The 23,379-nt window shown below is 34.5% G+C and carries 22 protein-coding genes; 14 read left to right on the forward strand and 8 right to left on the reverse strand.

Annotation, left to right across the window (positions count from 1 at the left end; translation table 11 throughout):
• Nucleotides 1-239: 239 nt before the first annotated feature.
• From RUH95_RS09830 to dnaA, 7 genes are all read right to left on the reverse strand, one after another.
• On the reverse strand, nucleotides 240-1,352 hold the full coding sequence (locus RUH95_RS09830; protein ID WP_313892694.1) for an HD-GYP domain-containing protein: 1,113 nt from the start codon (nucleotides 1,350-1,352) through the stop codon (nucleotides 240-242).
• 117 nt (nucleotides 1,353-1,469) lie between these two features.
• A complete protein-coding gene (gyrA, locus tag RUH95_RS09835) occupies nucleotides 1,470-3,965 on the reverse strand; it encodes a DNA gyrase subunit A (RefSeq protein ID WP_313892695.1) in 2,496 nt (831 codons plus the stop codon).
• Between the two features lie 27 nt (nucleotides 3,966-3,992).
• Nucleotides 3,993-5,912, reverse strand: coding sequence for a DNA topoisomerase (ATP-hydrolyzing) subunit B (gene gyrB, locus RUH95_RS09840; protein WP_313892887.1), 1,920 nt, complete (start codon nucleotides 5,910-5,912; stop codon nucleotides 3,993-3,995).
• Between the two features lie 159 nt (nucleotides 5,913-6,071).
• Nucleotides 6,072-7,187, reverse strand: a complete 1,116-nt coding sequence (gene recF, locus RUH95_RS09845) for a DNA replication/repair protein RecF (RefSeq protein WP_313892696.1) — start codon at nucleotides 7,185-7,187, stop codon at nucleotides 6,072-6,074.
• A 2-nt stretch (nucleotides 7,188-7,189) separates the two neighbouring features.
• Nucleotides 7,190-7,417 (reverse strand): S4 domain-containing protein YaaA, encoded by a 228-nt coding sequence (gene yaaA, locus RUH95_RS09850; RefSeq protein ID WP_313892697.1) that lies wholly within the window; start codon nucleotides 7,415-7,417, stop codon nucleotides 7,190-7,192.
• A gap of 101 nt (nucleotides 7,418-7,518) precedes the next feature.
• Complete coding sequence (gene dnaN, locus RUH95_RS09855; protein WP_313892698.1) at nucleotides 7,519-8,655, reverse strand: DNA polymerase III subunit beta; 1,137 nt, start codon at nucleotides 8,653-8,655, stop codon at nucleotides 7,519-7,521.
• A gap of 171 nt (nucleotides 8,656-8,826) precedes the next feature.
• Nucleotides 8,827-10,170, reverse strand: a complete 1,344-nt coding sequence (gene dnaA, locus RUH95_RS09860) for a chromosomal replication initiator protein DnaA (protein ID WP_313892699.1) — start codon at nucleotides 10,168-10,170, stop codon at nucleotides 8,827-8,829.
• A gap of 487 nt (nucleotides 10,171-10,657) precedes the next feature.
• Between dnaA and rpmH the strand changes: the two genes are divergently transcribed.
• The 11 genes from rpmH (at nucleotide 10,658) to RUH95_RS09915 (ending at nucleotide 20,479) form a co-directional block, all read left to right on the forward strand.
• The gene (gene rpmH / locus RUH95_RS09865; RefSeq protein ID WP_144540295.1) at nucleotides 10,658-10,792 is read left to right on the forward strand and encodes a 50S ribosomal protein L34; all 135 of its coding nucleotides are present in this window, start codon (nucleotides 10,658-10,660) and stop codon (nucleotides 10,790-10,792) included.
• A gap of 63 nt (nucleotides 10,793-10,855) precedes the next feature.
• The gene (gene rnpA, locus RUH95_RS09870) at nucleotides 10,856-11,200 is read left to right on the forward strand and encodes a ribonuclease P protein component (protein WP_313892700.1); all 345 of its coding nucleotides are present in this window, start codon (nucleotides 10,856-10,858) and stop codon (nucleotides 11,198-11,200) included.
• 67 nt (nucleotides 11,201-11,267) lie between these two features.
• Nucleotides 11,268-12,038 (forward strand): membrane protein insertase YidC, encoded by a 771-nt coding sequence (gene yidC, locus RUH95_RS09875; RefSeq protein ID WP_313892701.1) that lies wholly within the window; start codon nucleotides 11,268-11,270, stop codon nucleotides 12,036-12,038.
• Complete coding sequence (gene jag, locus RUH95_RS09880) at nucleotides 12,035-12,787, forward strand: RNA-binding cell elongation regulator Jag/EloR (RefSeq protein ID WP_313892702.1); 753 nt, start codon at nucleotides 12,035-12,037, stop codon at nucleotides 12,785-12,787. Before yidC ends, jag begins: the two co-directional genes overlap by 4 nt.
• A 187-nt stretch (nucleotides 12,788-12,974) precedes the next feature.
• Entirely contained in the window at nucleotides 12,975-14,360 is a 1,386-nt protein-coding gene (gene mnmE, locus RUH95_RS09885) for a tRNA uridine-5-carboxymethylaminomethyl(34) synthesis GTPase MnmE (RefSeq protein WP_313892703.1), read from the forward strand.
• A 22-nt stretch (nucleotides 14,361-14,382) separates the two neighbouring features.
• Entirely contained in the window at nucleotides 14,383-16,272 is a 1,890-nt protein-coding gene (mnmG, locus tag RUH95_RS09890) for a tRNA uridine-5-carboxymethylaminomethyl(34) synthesis enzyme MnmG (RefSeq protein ID WP_313892704.1), read from the forward strand.
• A 23-nt stretch (nucleotides 16,273-16,295) separates the two neighbouring features.
• Nucleotides 16,296-17,012 (forward strand): 16S rRNA (guanine(527)-N(7))-methyltransferase RsmG, encoded by a 717-nt coding sequence (gene rsmG / locus RUH95_RS09895; protein ID WP_313892705.1) that lies wholly within the window; start codon nucleotides 16,296-16,298, stop codon nucleotides 17,010-17,012.
• 91 nt (nucleotides 17,013-17,103) lie between these two features.
• Complete coding sequence (gene noc, locus RUH95_RS09900; RefSeq protein ID WP_313892706.1) at nucleotides 17,104-17,973, forward strand: nucleoid occlusion protein; 870 nt, start codon at nucleotides 17,104-17,106, stop codon at nucleotides 17,971-17,973.
• 140 nt (nucleotides 17,974-18,113) lie between these two features.
• Nucleotides 18,114-18,875, forward strand: a complete 762-nt coding sequence (locus RUH95_RS09905) for a ParA family protein (RefSeq protein ID WP_313892707.1) — start codon at nucleotides 18,114-18,116, stop codon at nucleotides 18,873-18,875.
• Complete coding sequence (locus RUH95_RS09910; protein WP_313892708.1) at nucleotides 18,868-19,707, forward strand: ParB/RepB/Spo0J family partition protein; 840 nt, start codon at nucleotides 18,868-18,870, stop codon at nucleotides 19,705-19,707. Before RUH95_RS09905 ends, RUH95_RS09910 begins: the two co-directional genes overlap by 8 nt.
• Before the next feature lie 67 nt (nucleotides 19,708-19,774).
• Nucleotides 19,775-20,479: a DUF554 domain-containing protein gene (locus RUH95_RS09915; RefSeq protein ID WP_313892709.1), complete on the forward strand. Its 705-nt coding sequence runs from the start codon at nucleotides 19,775-19,777 to the stop codon at nucleotides 20,477-20,479.
• Here the strand turns inward: RUH95_RS09915 and yyaC are convergent.
• Entirely contained in the window at nucleotides 20,435-21,034 is a 600-nt protein-coding gene (yyaC, locus tag RUH95_RS09920; protein WP_313892710.1) for a spore protease YyaC, read from the reverse strand. The genes RUH95_RS09915 and yyaC overlap by 45 nt on opposite strands.
• 68 nt (nucleotides 21,035-21,102) lie before the next feature.
• Between yyaC and RUH95_RS09925 the strand changes: the two genes are divergently transcribed.
• From RUH95_RS09925 to ychF, 3 genes are all read left to right on the forward strand, one after another.
• A complete protein-coding gene (locus RUH95_RS09925) occupies nucleotides 21,103-21,936 on the forward strand; it encodes a mechanosensitive ion channel family protein (protein WP_313892711.1) in 834 nt (277 codons plus the stop codon).
• Nucleotides 21,937-21,981: 45 nt separating this feature from the next.
• Nucleotides 21,982-22,182: a DUF951 domain-containing protein gene (locus RUH95_RS09930; protein ID WP_313892712.1), complete on the forward strand. Its 201-nt coding sequence runs from the start codon at nucleotides 21,982-21,984 to the stop codon at nucleotides 22,180-22,182.
• 86 nt (nucleotides 22,183-22,268) lie between these two features.
• Entirely contained in the window at nucleotides 22,269-23,369 is a 1,101-nt protein-coding gene (ychF, locus tag RUH95_RS09935; protein ID WP_313892713.1) for a redox-regulated ATPase YchF, read from the forward strand.
• Nucleotides 23,370-23,379: the final 10 nt, after the last annotated feature.

The raw sequence follows: 23,379 nt of genomic DNA on the forward strand, positions 1-23,379 counted from the left end.
ATCTGTCTAGCTATATTTCTTAACGTTTTGCATGTTCAGTTTTCAATGTTCAGTTGTTATAAATTGTCGTTTTGTTTTGGCGACTTCTCTATATTATCAAGTTTTAATATAAGTGTCAACACTTTTTTAAAACTTGATAGGAAGAGCCTCATGACCTATATCTGCCAAGGCAGTTAAACGCTGAAGCTAGACAAATTAAAACTCTTTTCTACCATTTGAAGAGTAGAAAAGAGACAAGTTTAATTCAATATGCTTTCAATATATAAAACTCTTTTAGCTGCTAAATCTATGATTTGGCCACTCTCTGTTAATCGAATCATTGGTCTCACTGGAGAGTCTCTATGTAAGAACACTACTTCTCCTTCACTTTCATCCGATAAAAGAACACGTGTAGAAATAGGTAACTCTCCTACTAAAGAAAGTAATGTATTTACAACTGTAATATTGTACTTACCGAACTCCTCTTCTCTTATCATCTCTAAAACTTTAAAAGATGAACTCTTCGTACGGAAAACTCGTTCAGACGTCATTGCATGATAAACATCTGAAACAGCTATTATTTGTGCCACTACAGAAATCTTATCCATTTTTTCACCTTTAGGATAACCACTTCCATCTAATCTTTCATGATGTTGAAATACTGCAAGTTTCATCTCTGGCTTTATTAATGGGCTATCTTTGATCATTTGGAAGCTATTCATTGGATGTTTTTTAATTTCAGAGAAATCTGCTTCTGTTAAGAAAGACTTTTTCTCTCTAATTTTCACATCAACTTTTGCCATTCCACAATCTGCAAGTAATCCAGCAGTTGCAATTTGAATAATTTGTCCTGCAGGGTAGTCCATCTTTTTCGCAATTGCTCCTGAAATTATTCCAACTGCTATAGAATGGTGAGCATTATACTTACTTATGTTAGAGTACTCATTCAACTGTGAGAAAACTTTTGGCTCTTCCAGTGCTCTTTCTACTAATGGCATAATAATATTACGCAGTTTTGTAACATCTACCTTTGCGCCTGCTTCCCATGAAGAAAATTCTTTATGGTATTTTTTCACAGAATCCATATATAAGCTTTCAAAACTTACTTTTTTCGGCTTAGATGTCTCTTTGCTAACGGATACAATCGCTTCTTCTTCCTCTTTGAGTTTCTTTAATTCTTCTTCTGTTCTATTAAAAATGTTTTCAATTTTAACCGGGACTTTACTTATTTCAAAGGCACGTAGTACTTGTATATGTTCTCTTGTTATTTTCGTATCTTTTCGAATAATGGGAGTCATGGTATTAGCCAAGATGTCTTCTGCAACAACACTTCCCAACTTTAACTCGTCTAAGTTTTCTACTGCTTGTTCCATATAGCACCTTCCTTTGAACAGTGATTTTCCTAATTATACTAATAAATAAGATAAATGCATATGCAAAAAGCACGTTTAAACAAAAGGTCTTGTTTAAACGTGCTTTTTCTTTAGTTTTTACTCTTCTTCTATTGATGATGATGAATCATTTTCATCCGTTGAATCTTCTTCTATTACTTCATCATCTTCTTTTTCAACTTTTGCTACTGTTGCTATTAGTTCGTCTCCTGCCAATCTCATTAGTCGAACGCCTTGAGTACTTCTACCAGTAACAGAAATATCGTTGACGTCCATTCGGATAAGCATTCCATTTATCGTAATTAACATTAAGTCCTCAGATCCATCGACTGCTTTCACTGCAGAAAGCGGACCATTTTTGTCTGTGATTTGACAAGTTTTCACACCCATACCACCGCGACTTTGTAGACGGTACTCTGATTCTGGTGTTCGTTTTCCATAACCATTTTCAGTTACAACTAGTATTTCTTGTCCTGGTTCGATGATTTCCATTCCTACAACATAGTCATCATCTTTTAAGCGAATACCTCTTACACCGCTTGCTGTTCTACCCATTGAACGAATATCTTCTTCTTCGAAACGTACAAGCTTACCTTGACGGGTTCCAATAATTATGTCCTTGCTTCCATCCGTTAATCGAACAGATATAAGTTCATCTTCTTCACGTAACGAAATAGCAATTAGTCCGTTCGCACGAATATGTGCAAATCCAGAAACTGGTGTACGTTTTGTAACACCGTATTTAGTTGTAAAAATAAAGTAATTATTTTCTTCAAAAGAAGCCATTGGAATCATTGCAGTTACTTGCTCATCCTTATCAACGCCTAACAAGTTAATAAGAGGTAAGCCTTTCGCGGTTCTTCCGTATTCTGGAATTTCAAACCCTCTAGCACGATATACTTTCCCTTTATTGGTAAAGAAAAGAATTGTATCATGTGTCGAAGTAAACAACAAATGTTCTACGAAATCATTTTCATTTGTACCCATTCCTTGTACACCACGGCCACCACGTTTTTGACTCTTATACGTATTTGCTGGTAGACGTTTAATATATCCTTTGTTTGTTAGAGTAAGCACGGAATTTTCTACAGGAATTAAATCTTCATCCTCTAAAACCTCTGCTCCTCCTGAAACGATTTCTGTACGACGTTTATCAGCAAATTTTGCTTTAATCTCAGAAATTTCTTCTCTTATAATTTCAAGTACTCTAAACTCATTCTCTAAAATAAATTTAAGCTCTTCAATTAACGCTATAAGTGAATTGTACTCTTCTTCTATTTTATCTCGTTCTAATCCAGTTAATCGTTGTAAACGCATATCTAGAATAGCTTGTGCCTGACGATCAGATAAATCAAATGTTTCCATCAAGCCATTCTTCGCTTCTTCTCCCGTTTGAGAAGAACGAATTAACTTGATAATTTCATCAATATGATCTAGGGCGATTCGCAAGCCTTCTAAAATATGTGCTCTATCTTCAGCTTTTTTCAACTCGAATTCGGTACGACGACGAATAACTACTTTTTGATGTTCTAAGTAATGATAAAGCATTTCTTTTATATTCAAGACTTTTGGTTGATTGTCCACAAGTGCAAGCATGTTTACACCAAAGCTTGTTTGCAATGCCGTTTGTTTGTATAAATTATTTAATAAAACATGCGAGTTTGCATCTTTACGTACTTCAATTACGATACGCATACCAGTACGATCGGATTCATCCGCTAAGTGTGTAATACCATCTATTTTCTTATCACGGACTAATTCTGCAATTTTCTCTATTAGACGCGCTTTATTTACTTGATAAGGTAACTCTCTAACAATGATTACTTCTTTGCCACTTGCTTTTTGTTCAATTTCGACTTTTGCACGAATTAAAATAGAACCTCTACCTGTTTCGAATCCGCGGCGAATACCACTACGCCCTAAAATAATTCCTCCAGTAGGAAAATCAGGACCTGGAATAATCTCCATTAATTCCTCTATGGTAATAGCAGGGTTTTCTGATAATGCTAAAACTCCATCTATTATTTCTCCTAAGTTATGCGAAGGAATGTTTGTTGCCATTCCAACCGCAATTCCGGAAGCACCATTTGCAAGTAAATTAGGATATCTACTAGGTAAAACAACTGGTTCTCTTTCCTGCCCGTCATAGTTATCTTTATAATCTATCGTATTTTTATTAATATCACGCAACATCTCTAACGCAATTTTAGACATACGAGATTCTGTATAACGCATCGCAGCTGCTCCGTCACCATCGACAGATCCAAAGTTACCATGGCCATCTACTAACATGTAACGATAACTAAAATCTTGCGCCATACGTACCATTGCTTCATAAATAGATGAGTCACCATGTGGGTGATACTTCCCCATTACATCCCCAACAATACGAGCTGATTTTTTATGAGGTTTATCTGGTGTATTTCCTAACTCTTGCATTCCGTATAAAATTCGACGATGCACAGGCTTTAGCCCGTCACGAACGTCTGGTAACGCACGAGATACAATTACGCTCATGGCGTAGTCTAGAAAGGAAGTTTTCATTTCCTGACTAATATTGATCCCTTTGACACCTTTATTCGGTATTTCTGACATCCTAAAGACCTCCAGTCACACACATTCTTATATATCTAGATTTTTCACGTACACAGCATTTTCTTCGATAAATTGACGACGTGGTTCTACTTCTTCGCCCATTAGCTGTTCAAATATTGCATCTGCTTCCATTGCATTATCAAGGTTTATTTGAAGGAGAGTACGATGTTCCGGATCCATTGTTGTTTCCCACAGTTGTGTAGCATCCATTTCTCCTAACCCTTTATATCGTTGAATATTTGGTTTTGGAGTGCTAGATAAACGAGCCATAATTTCTTTTAGCTGTTCATCATTATAACAATATTCAACATGTCTCCCTTGTTTCACTTGATATAATGGTGGCTGTGCTGCATAAATATAGCCAGCTTCAATTAATGGTCGCATAAAACGGAAGAAAAATGTCAGTAGTAAAGTTCGAATATGTGCACCGTCGACATCTGCATCCGTCATAATAATAACTTTATGGTAACGGGCCTTTTCTAATGAAAACTCTTCTCCAATACCGGTACCAAGTGCCGTTATCATCATACGAATTTCTGCATTTCCTAAAATTCTATCTAAACGTGCTTTTTCCACATTCAAGATTTTTCCACGCAAAGGAAGAATTGCTTGGTAGTGACGATCACGACCAGATTTAGCAGATCCACCAGCTGAGTCACCTTCAACAATATATAGTTCACTTTCTGCCGGGACTCGTGAAGAACAATCAGATAGTTTCCCTGGTAGGCTAGAAACTTCAAGTGCTGACTTTCTACGTGTAAATTCACGTGCTTTTTTAGCTGCAACACGTGCACGAGCTGCCATTAACCCTTTTTCTACTACTTGTCGAGCTATGGATGGATTTTCCAACAAAAATCGCTCAAAGCCTTCCGAAAACAAACTATTAGTAATAGTACTCACTTCTGAGTTACCTAGCTTTGTTTTTGTCTGTCCTTCAAATTGAGGATCCGGATGTTTTACAGAAACGATTGCTGTTAAACCTTCTCTTACGTCGTCTCCAGTTAAATTCGTATCCGCCTCTTTTAATAACCCATTTTTACGAGCATAGTCATTTATCACACGAGTAAGTGCTGTTTTAAACCCTGACTCATGTGTTCCACCTTCATAAGTATTAATATTATTTGCAAACGATAAAATATTTGAAGCATATCCTGCGTTATATTGCATAGCAATTTCTATAGAGATTCCATCTTTTTCTCCCTCTACAAATATTGCTTCTTCTGTGATTGGTTCTTTGGATTTATTTAAGTCTTCAACGTATGATTTTACTCCGCCTTCGTAAAAATACGTAACGGATTTTTCATCTTCTCGCTCATCAGCAATTGTAATAGATAAACCACGATTTAAATAAGCTAATTCACGTACACGATGCGCCAATATATCAAATTCATATATAGTTGTTTCTGTAAAAATCTCTGCATCTGCTTTAAATCTAGTCATTGTTCCTGTTTCTTCTGAGTCACCAATAACCTCTAAAGGAGTACTAACGTCGCCACGTTCAAACTTAATACAATGAATTTTCCCATCACGTTTAACATATACTTCTGTAAACTCAGAAAGGGCATTTACAACAGAAGCACCAACACCATGAAGTCCACCTGATACTTTATAACCGCCGCCGCCAAATTTACCTCCGGCATGTAGAACGGTCATGATGACTTCAACAGCAGGTTTCCCCATTTTTTCTTGGTTACTTACAGGGATACCACGTCCGTTATCTTCTACTCGAATCCAATTGTCCTTTTCGATCGTAACAATAATGTGATCACAATGGCCAGCTAATGCTTCATCAATACTGTTATCGACAATTTCCCAAACAAGATGGTGAAGTCCTTTTGAACTGGTAGTACCGATATACATTCCTGGACGTTTTCTTACCGCTTCTAAGCCTTCTAGTACTTGTATCTGATCAGCATCATAAGATGTTTCTAGCTCTTTTTCTTCCATTGCCAACTTGCTCACCCACTCTTTCATTACTTCAATACTGGAAAACTAAACTGTTATTTATGTATAACACTTTATTTTACATGACAGCCTTCTAACAAATCAGTTTGAAGTTATAATATTTTTACTAATTTATTTTTAACTGAAACTAACTAAAAGTTATTAATCAATTTTAACTGCACCTTGTTCCACATGAAACATTTGTGCACGCTTCATCGTTTCATGTGCCAATCCATCTACACTTGTCGTAGTAACGAATGTTTGAACTTCGCCTTGAATTGTATTTAATAAATGAGATTGCCTATAATCATCTAGTTCAGACAAAACATCATCTAGCAATAAGACAGGAGTTTCCCCTACTTCTTTTTTAATAAGTTCAATTTCTGCAAGCTTTAATGATAAAGCAGTTGTTCGCTGCTGACCTTGTGAGCCATATGTTTGAACATCATAGTCATTAACGAAAAACTGAAGATCATCTCTATGAGGACCTATTAAAGTTACTCCTCGATCTAGCTCTCTTTTTTGATTTTCAAACAGTTTGATTTCTAGGAAGTTCTTCATTTCATTTTCGGTCCAATCAGCTTTTATACCTGATGCAGTGTGATAGGATACAGTCAATTTTTCTAAGCCCCTAGAAATACCAAAGTGAATTGGTTCTGCCCATCTTTGTAATAAATCCATAAATTGAAATCTCTTTGATATCACTTTTACGGCAGCATCAATATATTGTTCTGTATAAACTTCAAACATGACATCTTTTATAAAGGATTTACTTTGATTCTGTTTTAAAATACTATTTCGTTGTTTTAAAAGCTTTTGGAAATGAAGTAAATCATGTAAATAAACCGGGGAAATTTGACCGATTTCCATGTCTAGAAATCGTCTTCTAACTTGTGGACTACCTTTTACTAAGTACAAATCTTCTGGTGCAAACATAACAACATTAAATTGACCAATATAATTGCTCAGTTTGGTTTGTTCTAAATGATTAATTTTTGCTTTTTTTCCTTTTTTTGATAAAACTAATTCCAAAGGTAAACGACCGTACTTTTTTTGAATATCACCTTTTATTTTACCATAGTCTGATTCCCAACGTATTAATTCTTTATCGTTCGTAGTTCGATGAGACTTTGCCATCGATAAAACATACAATGATTCCATTAAGTTAGTTTTACCTTGTGCATTTTCACCAATAAAGACGTTTATTTTTGAGGAAAAATCCAATTGAATTGAATCATAATTACGGTAATCTTTTAATTCTAATCGTTCGATGTACATAATTAATCCCCGTTCTCTGATCCAACCAATTGAAATTTCCCTACACCCGGAATATTCACTATGTCCTTATCGCGAAGTTTGCGACCTCTTCTTTGATCAACTTCTCCATTTACATAAACAAGATGTTCACTTAAAAACCATTTAGCCATTCCACCTGAATCAATTGCATCTGTCATTTTCAATAACTGACCAAGTGTTATAAATTCTGTATCAATTCGAATCTGTTCCAAAAATAATCCTACCTCTTCTCGTTTTCATTATCCTTTCATTTTACTCCAATTAACGAGATAAGTAAAAAAGATAGTCACAAAAGTGACTATCTCCGAATTTCTTAATATGTTCTGACTGGTAAAATAAGCTGCAAAATGGAATCATCATGAACTGATTTCAGTACAAATGGTCTCATTGCACCTGAAAATAAAATCTTCACATCTTGTCCATCAATTGCTTTTAAAGCATCCATCATGTATTTGGCACTGAATGAAATTTTTAATTGTTCCCCATCGATCGACTCTGCTTGAATTTGTTCTTCTACATTTCCAATTTCCGGTGAATTAGAAGAAACCTCGACGAAACTTTGATCAATTGTTGAAAAACGAACTACATTATTTCTTTCTTCTCTTGCAAGTAATGACGCACGATCAATAGCTTGTAGAAGTGATTTTCCATTTACTAAAATGGTTGTTTTATATTCGTTCGGTATTAAACGAGATGTGTCAGGATAGTTACCTTCTAAAAGTCTTGAATAGAATAATACATCTCCAGTTTTAAATAAAATTTGTTGTTGTGTCATAACAATCGCAACTTCTGAAGAAGTTTCTTCTAAAATTTTATTTAAATCATTCAAGCTTTTCCCTGGAATTACTACGCTATATTCTTCTTCTGGTAAATCCTTCAATGCTGTTTTTCTTTTGGCTAGACGGTGACTATCAGTTGCAACGCAATGTAATTCTCCATCTTTTACTTGCCAATTAACACCCGTTAATACAGGACGACTTTCTGATGTTGATACAGCAAATACAGTTTCTTTAATAATCGATTTTAATAAATCAGAAGGCATGATGAATTGTCGATCTTCTTCGATTTGTGGAAGTAATGGATATTCAGATGCATCTAATCCAATAAGACTAAATTCAGATTTACCTGATCGAATATGAGTTTGAAATTGGTTGGTAACTTCTATTTCTACGTCATTTGTAGGCAGTTTACGAACAATTTCATTAAATACTCTAGCTTGTAAAACGATTGAACCAGTTTCAACTATTTGAATTATTTGTTCTCCATTTTTTTCAGTAGGTATAAATGTTTGAATAGTAATATCAGAATCACTACCTGTAATATATAATCCTTTTTCAGTAACTTCCAGTTTCAATCCAGTTAAAATAGGAACTGTTGTTTTTGAACTTACTGCTTTCATTACATCGTTTAATCCATCAAGTAAACTATCTCTCATTACATCGAATTTCATTTTTGTACCTCGCTTATATAGTTATTATTTATTTAAAAGATTAATAGATATAGTAATAGGGCTTGTGGATATGTTGATAAGTATGTTTAGCTTGTTTATTCTCAACTATCCACATGTTTATAAGTTGTGCATAAGTTTTATGGGAACTTTATTACTTATCCACATTTCAACTTATCTCCCAAGTATCGATTTTATTTGTTTAACATCATCTTGTAAATTAGCATCTTCTTTTAACATTCTAGAAATTTTCTCATGTGCATGAATAACTGTTGTATGATCTCTTCCGCCAAACTCCTCACCTATTTTAGGTAAAGAAAAGTCTGTTAACTCTCGTGAAAGATACATTGCAATCTGCCTTGGAAAAGCAATAGACTTAGTTCGTTTTTTCGCAGTAAAATCTTCTAATTTTATATGAAAATACTCTCCAACGACTTTATGAATATCAAGTATAGTGATAATTCTTGGTCTTACATTAGGCAAAATATCTTTAAGAGCTTCTGCTGCTAGATCAGCATTTACGTCTTTATTAACAAGAGAAGAATAAGCAACAACTCTTATAAGAGCGCCCTCTAGTTCTCGAATATTTGAATCGATTTGATTTGCAATATAGGCCATTACATCATCAGAAATATCTAGGCCATCTGCTCTTGCTTTTTTACGTAAAATTGCAATTCTTGTTTCTAGATCAGGAGGGGCAATATCTGTTATTAGTCCCCATTCAAACCGTGAACGTAAACGATCCTCAAGTGTAGGAATTTCCTTAGGAGGACGGTCACTTGAAATGACAATTTGCTTCGATTCTTCATGTAAAGCATTGAATGTGTGAAAAAATTCTTCTTGCGTTGATTCTTTTCCAGCAAGGAATTGAATATCATCTATTAATAACACATCAATATTTCGGTATTTATTGCGAAATTCGATTGTTTTATTATCACGAATAGAGTTAATGAATTCATTTGTGAATTTTTCAGAAGATAAATAAACCACTTTGGCATTTGGGTTATGTTCTTGTACATAGTGACCAATTGCATGCATTAAGTGGGTTTTTCCTAATCCTACTCCCCCATATATAAAAAGAGGATTGTATGCTTTTGCCGGTGCTTCTGCTACAGCTAGCGATGCAGCGTGAGCAAAGCGGTTTCCAGATCCAATAACGAAAGTATCAAATGTGTATTTAGAATTTAACATTCCCGGAGAAAAATCAGGTTGATCTCCTTGATTTACTAAAACTTTAGGTTTGGGAATTTCAAAATCATCCATATCTTGATTTTTCGGTACGACAAAAGAAATTAGTAATTCATTGCCAGTTAGTTCAGTTAAAATGCCAGCAATTAAATGAATATAATGATTTTCAAGCCAGTCCCTTGCAAAGGAATTGGGAGCAGCGATGGTTACGGTTTCTCCTTTATATGAAAGCAGTCGGGTTGACTTTAACCAAGTTTCAAAACTAGGTTTAGATGTCTTCTTTTCTACTTCAGAGAGAACTTTAGTCCAAAGTTCTTCTAAATGTTCCAATTATCTAATCTCCTTTATATTTATGATTATAAAATATGTATAAATTCAAGATATACACAAATCCACTACCTGTGGATAAATATTATAAACGTATGTGGAAAATCTTATCCACAGATTATCAACAACTGTGGATAAGGTTTTTCTTTAAATTTTCTCAGAAAGAGTAAAACACAGATATCGTATCAAAAAAGCGAGGAGATTACAAGAGTTTTGAGGCTTATCCACATAAAAAGAGTTATTAACAAAGTAAGTTGTCCACAACCTATTAATATGTTTAGAACATGTTAATAAGCTATGTGGATAATTTTTTTCGTGAATTTCTTTATTAACAGTTTTGCAGAGAAGGAAATATGGATTGTGGATAACATTGATTAGCTGCTAATATTGTTGCTTAAAAAAAAATTGACAAATGGTGTCCTTCTTATATATAATATCGTAGACTGTCTAAAGTAGAATTTAAGATGATCACTCAGGAGGTGTCATATAGATGAAACGTACATTCCAACCAAATAGCCGTAAACGTGCCAAAAATCACGGATTCCGTGCACGTATGAGTACTAAAAACGGTCGCCGCGTTATTGCAGCGCGTCGTGCAAAAGGAAGAAAAGTATTATCAGCATAAGTCCACTGAACATTTCAGTGGTCTTTTTTTCTTTTAAAACGATTAGTTAGAGCAGGTGAACAGATGAACAAGAGACAACGGGTGAAAAAAGATGCAGAGTTTCAGGCAATTTTTAAACGAGGGAAATCATTCGCTAATAGACAGTTCGTTGTATATTGCCTAGAAAAAGATCAAGATGATTATCGGGTTGGTTTATCTGTAAGTAAAAAAGTAGGTAACGCAGTAGTCCGAAACCGTATAAAAAGGTATATTCGCCAAACCTTCTTAGAGATAAATGATCAAGTATTTAAAAATATGGACTATATTATTATCGCCAGAAATCCGGCGGCCAAATTAGACTTTCATGAAACAAAGAAAAGTCTTGAACATGTATTAAAAGTGGCAAAGGTTATAAAAAAGAAAAGCTAGTGAAGACTTTCTTTTGAGTGGTAATATAGAATGACTATATATTTAAGCATTAATAGGGGGAAGAAGGTTGAAGAAAAGATTATATTTAGTATTTTTACTAGTAGTTGTAACCGCTTTTTTAGCAGGTTGTTCCGAATTCAATGAGCCAATTTATTCAGATTCCGAAGGTTTTTGGAATAAATATATTGTTTGGCCATTGGTTTCAGCTATTACCTTTTTTAAAGGTGTATTAGGTACGTATGGTTTAGGTATCATTACGGTAACTATTATTATACGTTTAGCAATACTACCATTAATGATTAAACAAACGAAAAGTTCTAAAAATATGCAAGAAGTGCAACCTGAATTACTAAAACTTAAAGAGAAGTACAGTTCAAAAGATGCGGTAACGCAACAAAAGTATCAACAAGAAATGATGGCTTTGTTTAAAGAAAAAGGTGTTAATCCAGCAGCTGGCTGTTTACCTGTATTTATTCAAATGCCGATTTTAATCGGTTTCTATCATGCAATTAGTCGAATGAATAATACACCGGAGATCAATTTAGGAAGTTTCTTAGGCTTTGCATTAGCAGAACCTAGTATTATTCTTGCAGTACTTGCAGGATTGATGCAATTGATCGTTTTACGTACTGGTCCAGCAATGGACAATCCTCAAATGAAGATAATGATGTATATTATGCCATTTATGATCATGGGATTTGGTATCGTTTTACCAGCAGCATTAACATTGTATTGGGTTATCGGAAATATTATTTCTATTCTTCAAAACTTATTCATCTATAAACCTTGGAAGAAAACAAAAACTGAGCCTGTTAAATCGGGAGGGGCAAAAAAATGAATCAGATTACGCAAACTGCACCTACAAAAGAAGAAGCTATAAATGTTGCACTAGAAAAGCTTGGAGTAACAAGACAAGAAGTGTCGATTATAATAGTAGATGAAGGTAAAAAGGGTTTTTTCGGATTTGGAGCAAAGCCTGCAGTTGTTGAAGTAACTGTTTTAGAAAATGAAGAGGTAATAGAGGAAGTAACGATAGAAAAAGAAGTAGAAATAACGGAAGTTCCTAAAGTTTTAGAAGAAAACCCAAGTAATATAGTCAATATCGGAGAAATAGTGTACACAGAAGGCACGAACGATCATGCAATTGAAGAAGCTACCAAATATATTCACAAAATAGCTAAAGAGATGAATATAGATGATTTAACAATCAATCAAAGACGAGAAGGTAAATTTATTCATCTTCATTTAGATAGTAAAAAAGCTGCTTTGTTAATAGGAAAACGTGGTCAAACATTAAATGCATTGGAAAATTTGACTCAACTTGTCGCAAATAAGTTTTCTAATTCGTTTATGATTATTAAAGTAGATGTTGGAAATTACAGAGAACGTCGACAAGAAACTCTGGAACAGTTAGCTGATCGTATGGCTGATAAAGTTGTAAGTACAGGAAAAAAAGAAAAACTTGAGCCAATGTCATCTTATGAAAGAAAAATAATTCATAATGCATTATCAACTAGATTAGATATTGAAACTTATTCAGTTGGAACAGATCCAAATCGTTACTTGGTTATTGAACCAATAAAATAATTATCAACGGATTTTAGCTGTTTTTTAGCTAGAATCCGTTTTTATGTGGATAAGTTTTTCACAAGTAAGAAAAGTATCATTACTTCTGATTTAGATGAATTTGTGTTATTGTTATATGTTAGATAGTCATGTTCGTTATACTTATTCACATGTGGATAAGTATAGATTTGTAAGGAGGTGGACACTAGTGGAATTCGATACAATAGCTGCAATTTCAACTCCACTTGGAGAAGGAGCTATCGCAATAGTAAGGCTTAGCGGTCCGACTGCAATTTCTATTGCAAATAAAATTTTTCAATCACCAAACGGAAAAGATTTATTGGATCAAGCATCCCATACGATTCACTATGGACATTTGGTAGATCCAAAAACAAGTGAAACAGTAGAAGAAGTAATGTTATCCTTAATGAAGGGTCCAAAAACATTTACTAGAGAAGATGTTGTAGAGATTAACTGCCATGGTGGGATTGTGTCAGTCAATCGTGTCTTACAACTTATTTTAATCAATGGCGCTCGTCTTGCAGAACCAGGTGAGTTTACAAAACGTGCATTTTTAAATGGTAGAATCGATTTATCACAGGCTGAAGCTGTAATGGATTTAATAAGAGCAAAAACAGATAAAGCGATGAATGTTGCTTTAGGGCAAATGGATGGGCGGTTATCTAGACTTATTAAAACATTAAGGCAAGCACTACTAGAAACATTAGCACAAGTGGAAGTGAATATTGATTATCCAGAATATGATGATGTAGAAGAAATGACGCTTCCACTTATGATTGATAAATGCACGTGGGTGAAAGAAGAAATAGATAAATTATTACTTACGTCATCGCAAGGGAAAATTCTCCGCGAAGGTCTTGCAACTGTTATTATAGGAAGACCAAATGTAGGGAAATCTTCTTTACTTAACAGCTTAATCCAAGAAAACAAAGCAATTGTGACGGAAATTGCTGGAACAACTAGAGATATTATAGAAGAGTATGTAAATGTTCGAGGAGTTCCGTTAAAATTAGTAGATACAGCTGGAATTCGTGAAACGGAAGATATAGTAGAACGAATTGGGGTAGAGAAGTCTCGCCAGGTGTTAAAAGAAGCAGATCTTATTTTACTTGTTTTGAATAATGCGGAGCAATTCTCAGAAGAAGACGTTAGATTATTTGAGGCAATTGAAGGTATGGACTTTATTGTTATTATCAATAAAACTGATTTGCCAGCTCAAATTGATATAGATAAAGTAAAACAAGCGGCAGGAACTAGACATGTCGTTACAACTTCGTTATTGAGAGAAGAAGGTATTGATGAATTAGAGGAAGCTATTGCTTCTCTATTCTTTGAAGGTTCTATTGAATCCTCTGATTTAACGTATGTTTCAAATGCACGACATATTTCATTATTGCATTTAGCTAAAGCAACGATTATTGATGCTTTAGAAGCAGCCCATAGTGATGTTCCTGTGGATATGATTCAAATAGATGTGACACGAACTTGGGAAATATTAGGTGAAATAATCGGAGATACCGTAGAAGAAAGCCTAATCGACCAGTTATTTGCACAGTTTTGTTTAGGAAAATAATATATGAAGGGAAGAAACGAACATGCCAAAATTTGAAGCAGGCAAGTTCGATGTGATTGTTGTTGGAGCAGGGCATGCAGGTGTTGAAGCGGCACTAGCGGCTGCTAAAATGGGTGCAAAAACCCTAGTTTTAACAATTAATCTTGATATGATTGCATTTATGCCATGTAATCCATCCATCGGAGGACCAGCAAAAGGAATTGTTGTGCGTGAAATTGACGCACTAGGCGGGGCCATGGGGAAAGTAATAGATAAAACACATATTCAAATGAGAATGTTGAACACAGGGAAAGGTCCTGCTGTTCGAGCACTTCGCGCACAAGCAGATAAGGTTTTATATCAAAATGAGATGAAAAAACTTCTTGAAGAACAAGATAATTTAACCGTTCATCAAGCTGTAGTAGAGGAATTACTTGTAGAAAATGAAGAAGTTATTGGGTTAGTAACACAAGTTGGAGCTATTTATCGTGCGGAAACAGTTGTTATTACTACAGGAACTTTTTTACGTGGGGAAATAATAATTGGAGATTTGAAATATTCTAGTGGTCCAAATAATCAGCAGCCATCCATTAAGTTGGCGGATAATATTCGTGATTTAGGCTTTGATTTAGTTCGTTTTAAAACTGGAACTCCACCTCGTGTAAATAGTAAAACAATTGATTATAGTAAAACTGAAATTCAACCAGGGGACGATGTACCAAGAGCTTTCAGTTTTGAAACAACTGAATTCATTATGGATCAATTACCTTGTTGGTTAACATATACAAGTGAAATGACTCACCAAATTATTAATGAAAATCTACATTTATCTCCTATGTACTCAGGGATGATTAAAGGTACTGGTCCAAGGTACTGTCCGTCTATAGAAGATAAAGTAGTTCGTTTTAGCGATAAACCGCGCCATCAGATTTTCTTAGAACCAGAAGGAAGAAATACACGTGAAGTATATGTTCAAGGGTTATCAACGAGCCTTCCAGAGCATGTTCAACGTAGATTGATAGCTTCTGTACCAGGTCTTGAACATGCAGAAATGATGCGTGCTGGCTATGCTATCGAATATGACGCTATGGTTCCAACGCAACTATGGCCAACGCTTGAAACAAAAAAAATCAAAAACCTTTATACTGCTGGGCAAATTAACGGGACTTCTGGTTATGAGGAGGCAGCTGGCCAAGGATTGATGGCTGGCATTAACGCAGCACTTCGAGTGTTTAAAAAAGAAGAAAAAGTATTAAGTAGATCAGATGCATATATTGGTGTCTTAATTGATGATTTAGTAACGAAAGGGACAAACGAACCTTACCGATTATTGACATCACGTGCAGAATATCGTTTATTATTACGTCATGATAATGCTGATTTAAGGCTTCTTGAAATAGGTCATGAAATTGGCCTTGTTCCTCAAGATCGTTATGAAAAATTCTTAGGTAAAAAGCAGCGTATTGAAGATGAATTAGCTCGACTTCGTACATTAATGATTAAACCAAATGAGGTAACTCAACAATTAATTAGAGATGTAGAAGGCAGTGAATTAAAAGATGGTATTCGTGCAGCAGATTTACTTAAACGTACGGAAATGAACTATGAGTTAGTTGCACAATTAGTTCCTTCAGAAGTGGAGTTAACTTTTGAAGAAAAAGAACAAGTAGAAATACAAGTAAAGTATGAAGGGTATATTGAAAAATCTCTTCAGCAAGTAGAAAAACTTAAAAAAATGGAAGACAAAAAAATTCCTGATCAAATTAACTATGATGCTATATCTGGTTTAGCAACGGAAGCTAAACAGAAGTTAATGCAAGTACGACCACTATCTATTGCACAAGCGTCAAGAATTTCAGGAGTAAATCCAGCAGATATTTCAATTTTACTTATATATATTGAACAAGGAAAAATTGCGAAAATTACTGGATAGTCTAAAATGACAAGGAGAACTACATGAACGAAGAACAATTCATTCAAGCCCTTCATGAAAAAGGAATTGAATTAACTACAAAACAAACTCAGCAGTTTAGAAGATACTTTGAGCTACTTGTTGAATGGAACGAAAAGATGAATTTAACAGCAATTACAGATGAACCTTCTGTTTACTTGAAGCATTTTTTTGATTCCATAAGTGCTTCTTTCTATGAAAACTTCACAGACTCATTTTCAGTATGTGATGTAGGAGCGGGAGCTGGTTTCCCAAGTATTCCTTTAAAGATTTGTTTCCCTGATTTAAAAGTTACAATTGTCGACTCATTAAACAAACGAATCCAATTTCTAACTCACTTAAGTAAAGAGTTAGAATTAACAAATGTTCATTTTGTACATGCAAGAGCAGAAGAGTTTGGACAAAATAATGAGTATCGCGAAAAATTTGATATTGTCACTGCGAGAGCTGTAGCAAGACTATCAGTATTATCGGAACTATGTATCCCGCTTGTAAAAGTGGGTGGGAATTTTATAGCGATGAAAGCAGCTAGTGCTTCTGATGAGTTGAAAGATGCAAAGAAAGCACTTCAAGTACTGGGATCAGAAAAAAGTGCAGAATATTCTTTTCTTTTACCAATAGAAAACAGTGAAAGAACGTTATATGTCTTTTCTAAAACAAAAAGCACTCCGAAAAGATACCCTCGAAAACCAGGTATTCCAAACAAAACACCTATTATTTAATGAGGAACGTTCCACGTGAAACATTTATAGTATTGTAATTTTTATCGTGAATATTTAGTTTACAGAGTTTCTAAAAGGTGGTGCTTGTTAGATGAAAAGTCCTTTTTCACGTTTTTTTGGTAGTTCGGAAAAGCAAGGGCAAGATGAGGTTGTGGCGACTACGCAATCTCATTTAGAAGAAGTAGTAAATGTGGCAATCAATCAAATAGTTCCAAATAAGTATCAACCAAGAACTGTTTTTGATGATGAAAAAATAGAAGAATTAGCAAGAACAATCCATACACATGGTGTTATTCAACCTATTGTAATTCGTAAAATAGAAGATGGAAAGTACGAAATAATCGCTGGTGAACGTAGATTTAGAGCAATGTCGAAGCTGAAGTGGGCTGAAGTTCCAGCAATTATTCGTAATTTAAGTGATAAGGAAACTGCATCAGTTGCGTTGATTGAAAACTTGCAACGTGAAGAATTAACGGCGATAGAAGAAGCTGTTGCTTATCAAAAGCTATTAAAATTACATGAATTAACACAAGAAGCTTTAGCACAACGACTTGGAAAAGGACAATCTACAGTAGCAAATAAACTGAGATTGCTGAAACTACCAGAAGAAGTGCAAGAAGCTATTATGAAAAGAGAGCTATCTGAAAGACATGCAAGAGCTTTAATGCAAATTAAAGAAAAAGAACATCAATTAAAATTAATGCAGATGAGTATTGAAAATCATTGGAACGTAAAACAATTAGAAGAAAAAGTAGAAGAGTTTCTTAATCCTCCTATCAAAGAAGATAAGAAAACCGCTAAGCCTAAACGAAAGGCTATTAGTAAAGATGTACGAATAGCGCTGAATACGATTAAACATTCTTTGTCGATGGTAACTAAAAGTGGAATAAACATAAAAACAGAAGAAGAAGATACAGAAGACTTCTATCAAATTACAGTAATAATACCTAAAAAGAAGTAATTATATATATATATTTCTATTTAAACTCTCACTATTTAGTGAGAGTTTTTCTTTTGTCACATGAATAATACCCAAAATTATATAAAAATTTGATAGAATGGAGTATAGTTAAGTAAAAGTTGATGAAAGTAGGTGCAAGTGTGGGAAGAATTGTTGCAATTGCTAACCAAAAAGGTGGAGTAGGAAAAACAACTACATCTGTTAACCTGAGTGCCTGCCTTGCTTACTTAGGTAAGAAGGTATTGCTTGTCGATATAGATCCACAAGGAAATGCTTCAAGTGGTGTGGGAGTAAATAAAGGTGATGTAAATCAATGTATATACGATGTATTAATAGATGATGTAGCAGTAGTAGAAACAATTTTAGAAACAAAAGTTGAAAATTTACATATAGTACCTGCAACTATTTCATTAGCAGGAGCAGAGATTGAATTAGTTTCTACAATTTCTAGAGAAGTTCGATTAAAAAAGGCGCTACAGGAAGTAAAAGGTGACTATGATTATATTATCATCGATTGCCCCCCATCCCTTGGATTACTTACAATTAATTCACTAACAGCAGCAGATGCAATTATAATTCCAGTACAGTGTGAATTTTATGCTTTAGAAGGCTTGAGCCAGCTTTTAAGTACGATTCGACTTGTACAAAAACATTTAAACAAAAACTTAGAAATTGACGGCGTTTTATTAACGATGTTCGATGCTCGTACAAATCTAGGAATTCAAGTAATAGAAGAAGTGAAAAAGTATTTCCAAGATAAAGTATACAAAACAATTATACCTAGAAACGTTCGTCTAAGTGAGGCACCAAGTCATGGAGAACCAATTATTATTTATGATCCAAAGTCAAGAGGGGCAGAAGTATACTTAGATTTAGCGAAGGAAGTGATTCGTAATGGCTAAAGGTTTAGGTAAAGGAATCAATGCACTTTTTCCAGGAGAAGATTTAGAAAAAGCAGAGCAGGTTGAACAACTAACTTTAGTTACATTAAAACCAAATCCATTTCAACCACGAAAAATATTTGATGAAGATGCTTTGACGGACCTTTCTGAGTCAATTAAAGAACATGGGGTTTTACAACCAATAATTGTTCGGAAAAAAGGATCAAAATACGAAATAGTTGTTGGAGAAAGAAGATTTCGTGCATCAGAATTAGCTGGTTTAGACAGTATTCCTGCTGTTATTCGTGAACTAACTGACCAGCAAATGATGGAGCTGGCTATTTTAGAAAACTTACAACGTGAAGACTTAACAGCTATAGAAGAAGCAGAAGCGTATCAAAGCTTAATAGAAAACTTAAATTTAACGCAAGAACAGCTTGCGTTTCGACTTGGGAAAAGCAGACCGCACATTGCAAATCATATAAGACTATTATCATTACCAGTTGAAGTGAGAGATATTATTTCTAGTGGAATACTAACGATGGGTCATGGTAAGGCATTATTAGGTTTAAAAAAGAAGAAAAACATTTCTTTAATAATGGAAAAAACAATTAAAGAAAACTTAAATGTTCGTCAGCTAGAAGCTTTAGTCCAGCGTTTAAATGAAAATGTTCCACGTGAAACAAAAAAAACAGAGAAAAAAGATATTTTTACTGTAGAGAAAGAATCTGATTTAAGGGAAAAATTTGGAACTGCTGTTTCTATTACGAAAAATAGTAATAAGGGTAAAATAGAAATTGAATTTTATTCGGATGACGACTTAGAAAGAATATTACAACTATTAGAAAACTAAAATAAACCTATTTCTAGATTGTCCTAGAAATAGGTTATATTTTTAACTAAAGGATGAGGATGTCGTTATGGTTTTACTAGGAACTCTTATAAATGCAGTGTTAATCGTTATAGGGTCTATTATAGGGAGGCTTTTAAAGGGCATTCCAGAGAATATGAAACAAACAGTCATGAATGCAATTGGTATTGCTGTGATTGTTATGGGGATTCAAATGGGTTTTGAGAGTAGCAGTTTTGTTGTTGTGATTATTTGTTTAGTTCTTGGCGGGGTAATAGGAGAATGGATTGACGTAGATAAAGGACTAAATAGACTTGGACATTTTATAGAGAGTAAATTTGGAGCTAAGGCACAAGGTGGAAGTATTGCTCAAGGATTTGTAACAGGTACATTAATATTTGTTATTGGAGCTATGGGAGTACTTGGAGCATTGAATAGTGGGCTTCAAAATGATCACGAATTATTAATAAGTAAAGGCATAATTGATGGATTTACTTCTATTATACTTTCTGCAACATTAGGTATAGGTGTGTTGTTATCGGCTATACCAGTTGCGATTTATCAAGGCTTGATTGCTTTATTTGCTACACAGATAACAAAACTAATTCCAGAAGCTGCACTTGAATTGTTTATTCAAGAAATGACAGCTACTGGAGGGATTATGATTATTGCAATTGGATTAAACTTATTAGGTTTGACTAAAATTAGAGTAGCTAATCTTCTTCCAAGTTTAGTTGTTGTTGGGGTTGCCGTTGCTTTTATTTATACCTTTTAAGTTGTAGCGATGCCATGCTAGAAGTAATGAACGTGAAATGACTTTACCCATCTCGTAAGTAATATTCAGGCGAGTACTTTGCAAAACATTGTACTCCATGAATCCTCCGATATTTACTACAGCTTTAATCGATATTTCTCCAATTGGGGGCAATTCTTTTTTTACCGCTTTTCCGGGATAAAGTGGACCAGGATGAATAATAATCTGCCCAATATTATTTACATTACCTAAGCAAGCGTCGATAGCGATAATATAAGGTTTATCAGGCGAGTTGTTTAATTCTTTTGTAATTTCCTCAATATTTAAAGCATGCAATGGATTATCGAGTGTACCAACGATCTGGAATGGAAACGAAAATAGTTGAGTTAAAAATGAACCTGTCATGGGCCCGAGTGCATCGCCTGTAGAGCGATCGGTTCCAATGCAGCAAAACACTAAGTTGGGGTGGTTAAAAGGAATTTGTTCTAAAAAGTAGTTGCTTAATCGCCAAATAACACCTGTTTCTTTATAATAGATAGTAGATGGATTTTGAATCAATGCCGCATTAGAATTCATATATAGACTCACTCTCTTTTTGACATAGTATATGCAAGTAAGAATTTATTTATTCAGCGAGGTGGACAATGGATTTTAAAAATCTAAACATTATGTGGGAAAAGGTATCTATGTACTTATTCAAAGAAGATACGTGGATAGACTTAGGTACTGAAGTTGTTAAAGTAGTTTTTATATTACTGTTAACAGCATTAGTTGTGAGAGTGGGGAAGAAGGTAATAGCAAGAGTATTTTTAATGAAACAGAAGAGTCCTTTGGCATATTCTGAGCGCAGACAAAATACTTTACTAAAGTTATTACAAAACGTTCTATCTTATGTTGTTTATTTCACCGCTATTTTAGCGATTTTGCCAACGTTTGGTATAGATATTAAAGGACTGTTAGCAGGAGCTGGAATTGTAGGTCTTGCAGTAGGTTTCGGTGCACAAAGCTTAGTGAAAGATGTAATTACCGGTTTTTTTATCGTGTTTGAAGATCAGTTTGCAGTCGGTGATCAAGTACAAATTGGTCAAGCAAATGGGATCGTACAGGAAATTGGTTTACGTACAACGAAAGTGAAAAGTTATACAGGAGAGCTTCATATTATTCCTAATGGAAGTATTTTAGTTGTTATTAATTATTCCATATATAATTCATTAGCTTTAATCGATATTAATGTTTCCGCAGCAACTGATATTCAAGCATTAGAAAAAAATATTGGTGAGTTTCTACAAGTTTTACCGAGTAAATACGAAGAACTTGTGAAGCCTCCAAGTTTCTTAGGAGTACAAAGCTTCGATGCATCAGGTATTGTAGTTAGAATCGCAGCAGAGACTATTCCAACGAAACAAAGTGCTGTTGCTAGAGAAGTACGAAGAGATTTAAAAGAGTTTCTTGAACAAAAAGGCGTTAAAATTTCATAATCCCAAACATTTGTTTAACAAAGTAAAAATAAGTAGGTGAATGAAATGGAAAATAAACAATTTCAATTAAATGATGTTGTCGAAATGAAAAAACAACATCCTTGTGGTACAAATGCGTGGAAGATTATACGAATGGGAGCAGATATTCGGATAAAGTGTGAAGGTTGTCAGCATAGCGTGCTCATACCAAGAAAAGAATTTGAAAAAAAGATGAAAAGGCGTATTGTTCAAACTGAAACAGAGTAAGGATAGACTTTTAACATTGAAATCAATATAATGAACAGGTTATATAAAATTGATAGGTTTAACTAAAAAGAAGGGTTGTGTCATACATGGCGTTAACGGCAGGAATCGTAGGATTACCGAACGTAGGGAAATCCACATTGTTTAATGCAATTACAAAAGCAGGAGCACTTGCAGCTAACTATCCATTCGCAACGATAGATCCGAATGTAGGTATAGTAGAAGTTCCAGATGCACGTTTAGATAAATTAACAGAACTAGTAACTCCAAAGAAAACAGTTCCAACTGCATTTGAATTTACAGATATTGCAGGGATTGTAGAAGGAGCTAGTAAAGGTGAGGGACTTGGAAATAAGTTCTTAGCTCATATTCGTGAAGTAGATGCAATTTGTCAGGTAGTTCGTTGTTTTAAAGATGACAATATTACACATGTATCTGGGAAAGTAGATCCAATTTCTGATATAGAAGTAATTAACTTAGAGTTAATTTTGGCGGATTTAGAGAGCGTAGATAAACGTTTAGCACGTGTTTCTAAAATGGCGAAACAAAAAGACAAAGACGCAATGGTAGAAGAACCAATTCTTGTCCGTTTGAAAGAAGCTTTTGAAGCAGGACAATCAGGTCGTTCAGTTGACTTTACAGAAGAAGAGCTTCGTGTTGTAAAGGGACTTCATTTATTAACAGTGAAGCCAATGCTATACGTTTCGAATGTATCAGAGGATGATATTATGGCCTCTGAGGAAAACGAGTATGTGCAAAAAGTACGTGAGTTTGCAGCTGCAGAAGGAGCACAAGTAATTGTTGTTTGTGCGAAAATTGAAGAAGAAATGGCTGCGCTGGAAGATGATGAGAAGTCAATGTTCCTAGAAGAGTTAGGAATAGTGGAGTCTGGTTTAGATCAATTAATCAAAGCTTCTTATTCACTACTTGGGCTTGCTACTTATTTTACTGCGGGTGTACAAGAAGTGCGCGCGTGGACATTCAGAAAAGGGATGAAAGCACCTCAATGTGCAGGAGTTATTCACTCAGATTTTGAAAAAGGGTTTATTCGAGCTGAAACGGTTGCTTATGATGATTTGGTCTCTACGGGTTCTATGGCATTGGCAAAAGAAGCAGGTAAAGTTCGTTTAGAAGGAAAAGAATATATTGTACAAGACGGAGATGTTATGTTATTCCGTTTTAACGTATAAAAAAGAGAGT

Origin of the sequence: Psychrobacillus sp., from assembly GCF_032154225.1 — a bacterium.
Taxonomy (GTDB): domain Bacteria; phylum Bacillota; class Bacilli; order Bacillales_A; family Planococcaceae; genus Psychrobacillus.

Excerpts from the sequence above, each read along its gene's own strand:
- RUH95_RS09830 (WP_313892694.1), bottom strand. The coding sequence starts at position 1,352 with ATGGAACAAGCAGTAGAAAACTTAGACGAGTTAAAGTTGGGAAGTGTT.
- gyrA (WP_313892695.1), bottom strand. The coding sequence starts at position 3,965 with ATGTCAGAAATACCGAATAAAGGTGTCAAAGGGATCAATATTAGTCAG.
- gyrB (WP_313892887.1), bottom strand. The coding sequence starts at position 5,912 with ATGGAAGAAAAAGAGCTAGAAACATCTTATGATGCTGATCAGATACAA.
- recF (WP_313892696.1), bottom strand. The coding sequence starts at position 7,187 with ATGTACATCGAACGATTAGAATTAAAAGATTACCGTAATTATGATTCA.
- dnaN (WP_313892698.1), bottom strand. The coding sequence starts at position 8,655 with ATGAAATTCGATGTAATGAGAGATAGTTTACTTGATGGATTAAACGAT.
- rpmH (WP_144540295.1), top strand. The coding sequence starts at position 10,658 with ATGAAACGTACATTCCAACCAAATAGCCGTAAACGTGCCAAAAATCAC.
- rnpA (WP_313892700.1), top strand. The coding sequence starts at position 10,856 with ATGAACAAGAGACAACGGGTGAAAAAAGATGCAGAGTTTCAGGCAATT.
- jag (WP_313892702.1), top strand. The coding sequence starts at position 12,035 with ATGAATCAGATTACGCAAACTGCACCTACAAAAGAAGAAGCTATAAAT.
- mnmG (WP_313892704.1), top strand. The coding sequence starts at position 14,383 with ATGCCAAAATTTGAAGCAGGCAAGTTCGATGTGATTGTTGTTGGAGCA.
- rsmG (WP_313892705.1), top strand. The coding sequence starts at position 16,296 with ATGAACGAAGAACAATTCATTCAAGCCCTTCATGAAAAAGGAATTGAA.
- noc (WP_313892706.1), top strand. The coding sequence starts at position 17,104 with ATGAAAAGTCCTTTTTCACGTTTTTTTGGTAGTTCGGAAAAGCAAGGG.
- RUH95_RS09910 (WP_313892708.1), top strand. The coding sequence starts at position 18,868 with ATGGCTAAAGGTTTAGGTAAAGGAATCAATGCACTTTTTCCAGGAGAA.
- RUH95_RS09915 (WP_313892709.1), top strand. The coding sequence starts at position 19,775 with ATGGTTTTACTAGGAACTCTTATAAATGCAGTGTTAATCGTTATAGGG.
- yyaC (WP_313892710.1), bottom strand. The coding sequence starts at position 21,034 with ATGAATTCTAATGCGGCATTGATTCAAAATCCATCTACTATCTATTAT.
- RUH95_RS09925 (WP_313892711.1), top strand. The coding sequence starts at position 21,103 with ATGGATTTTAAAAATCTAAACATTATGTGGGAAAAGGTATCTATGTAC.
- RUH95_RS09930 (WP_313892712.1), top strand. The coding sequence starts at position 21,982 with ATGGAAAATAAACAATTTCAATTAAATGATGTTGTCGAAATGAAAAAA.
- ychF (WP_313892713.1), top strand. The coding sequence starts at position 22,269 with ATGGCGTTAACGGCAGGAATCGTAGGATTACCGAACGTAGGGAAATCC.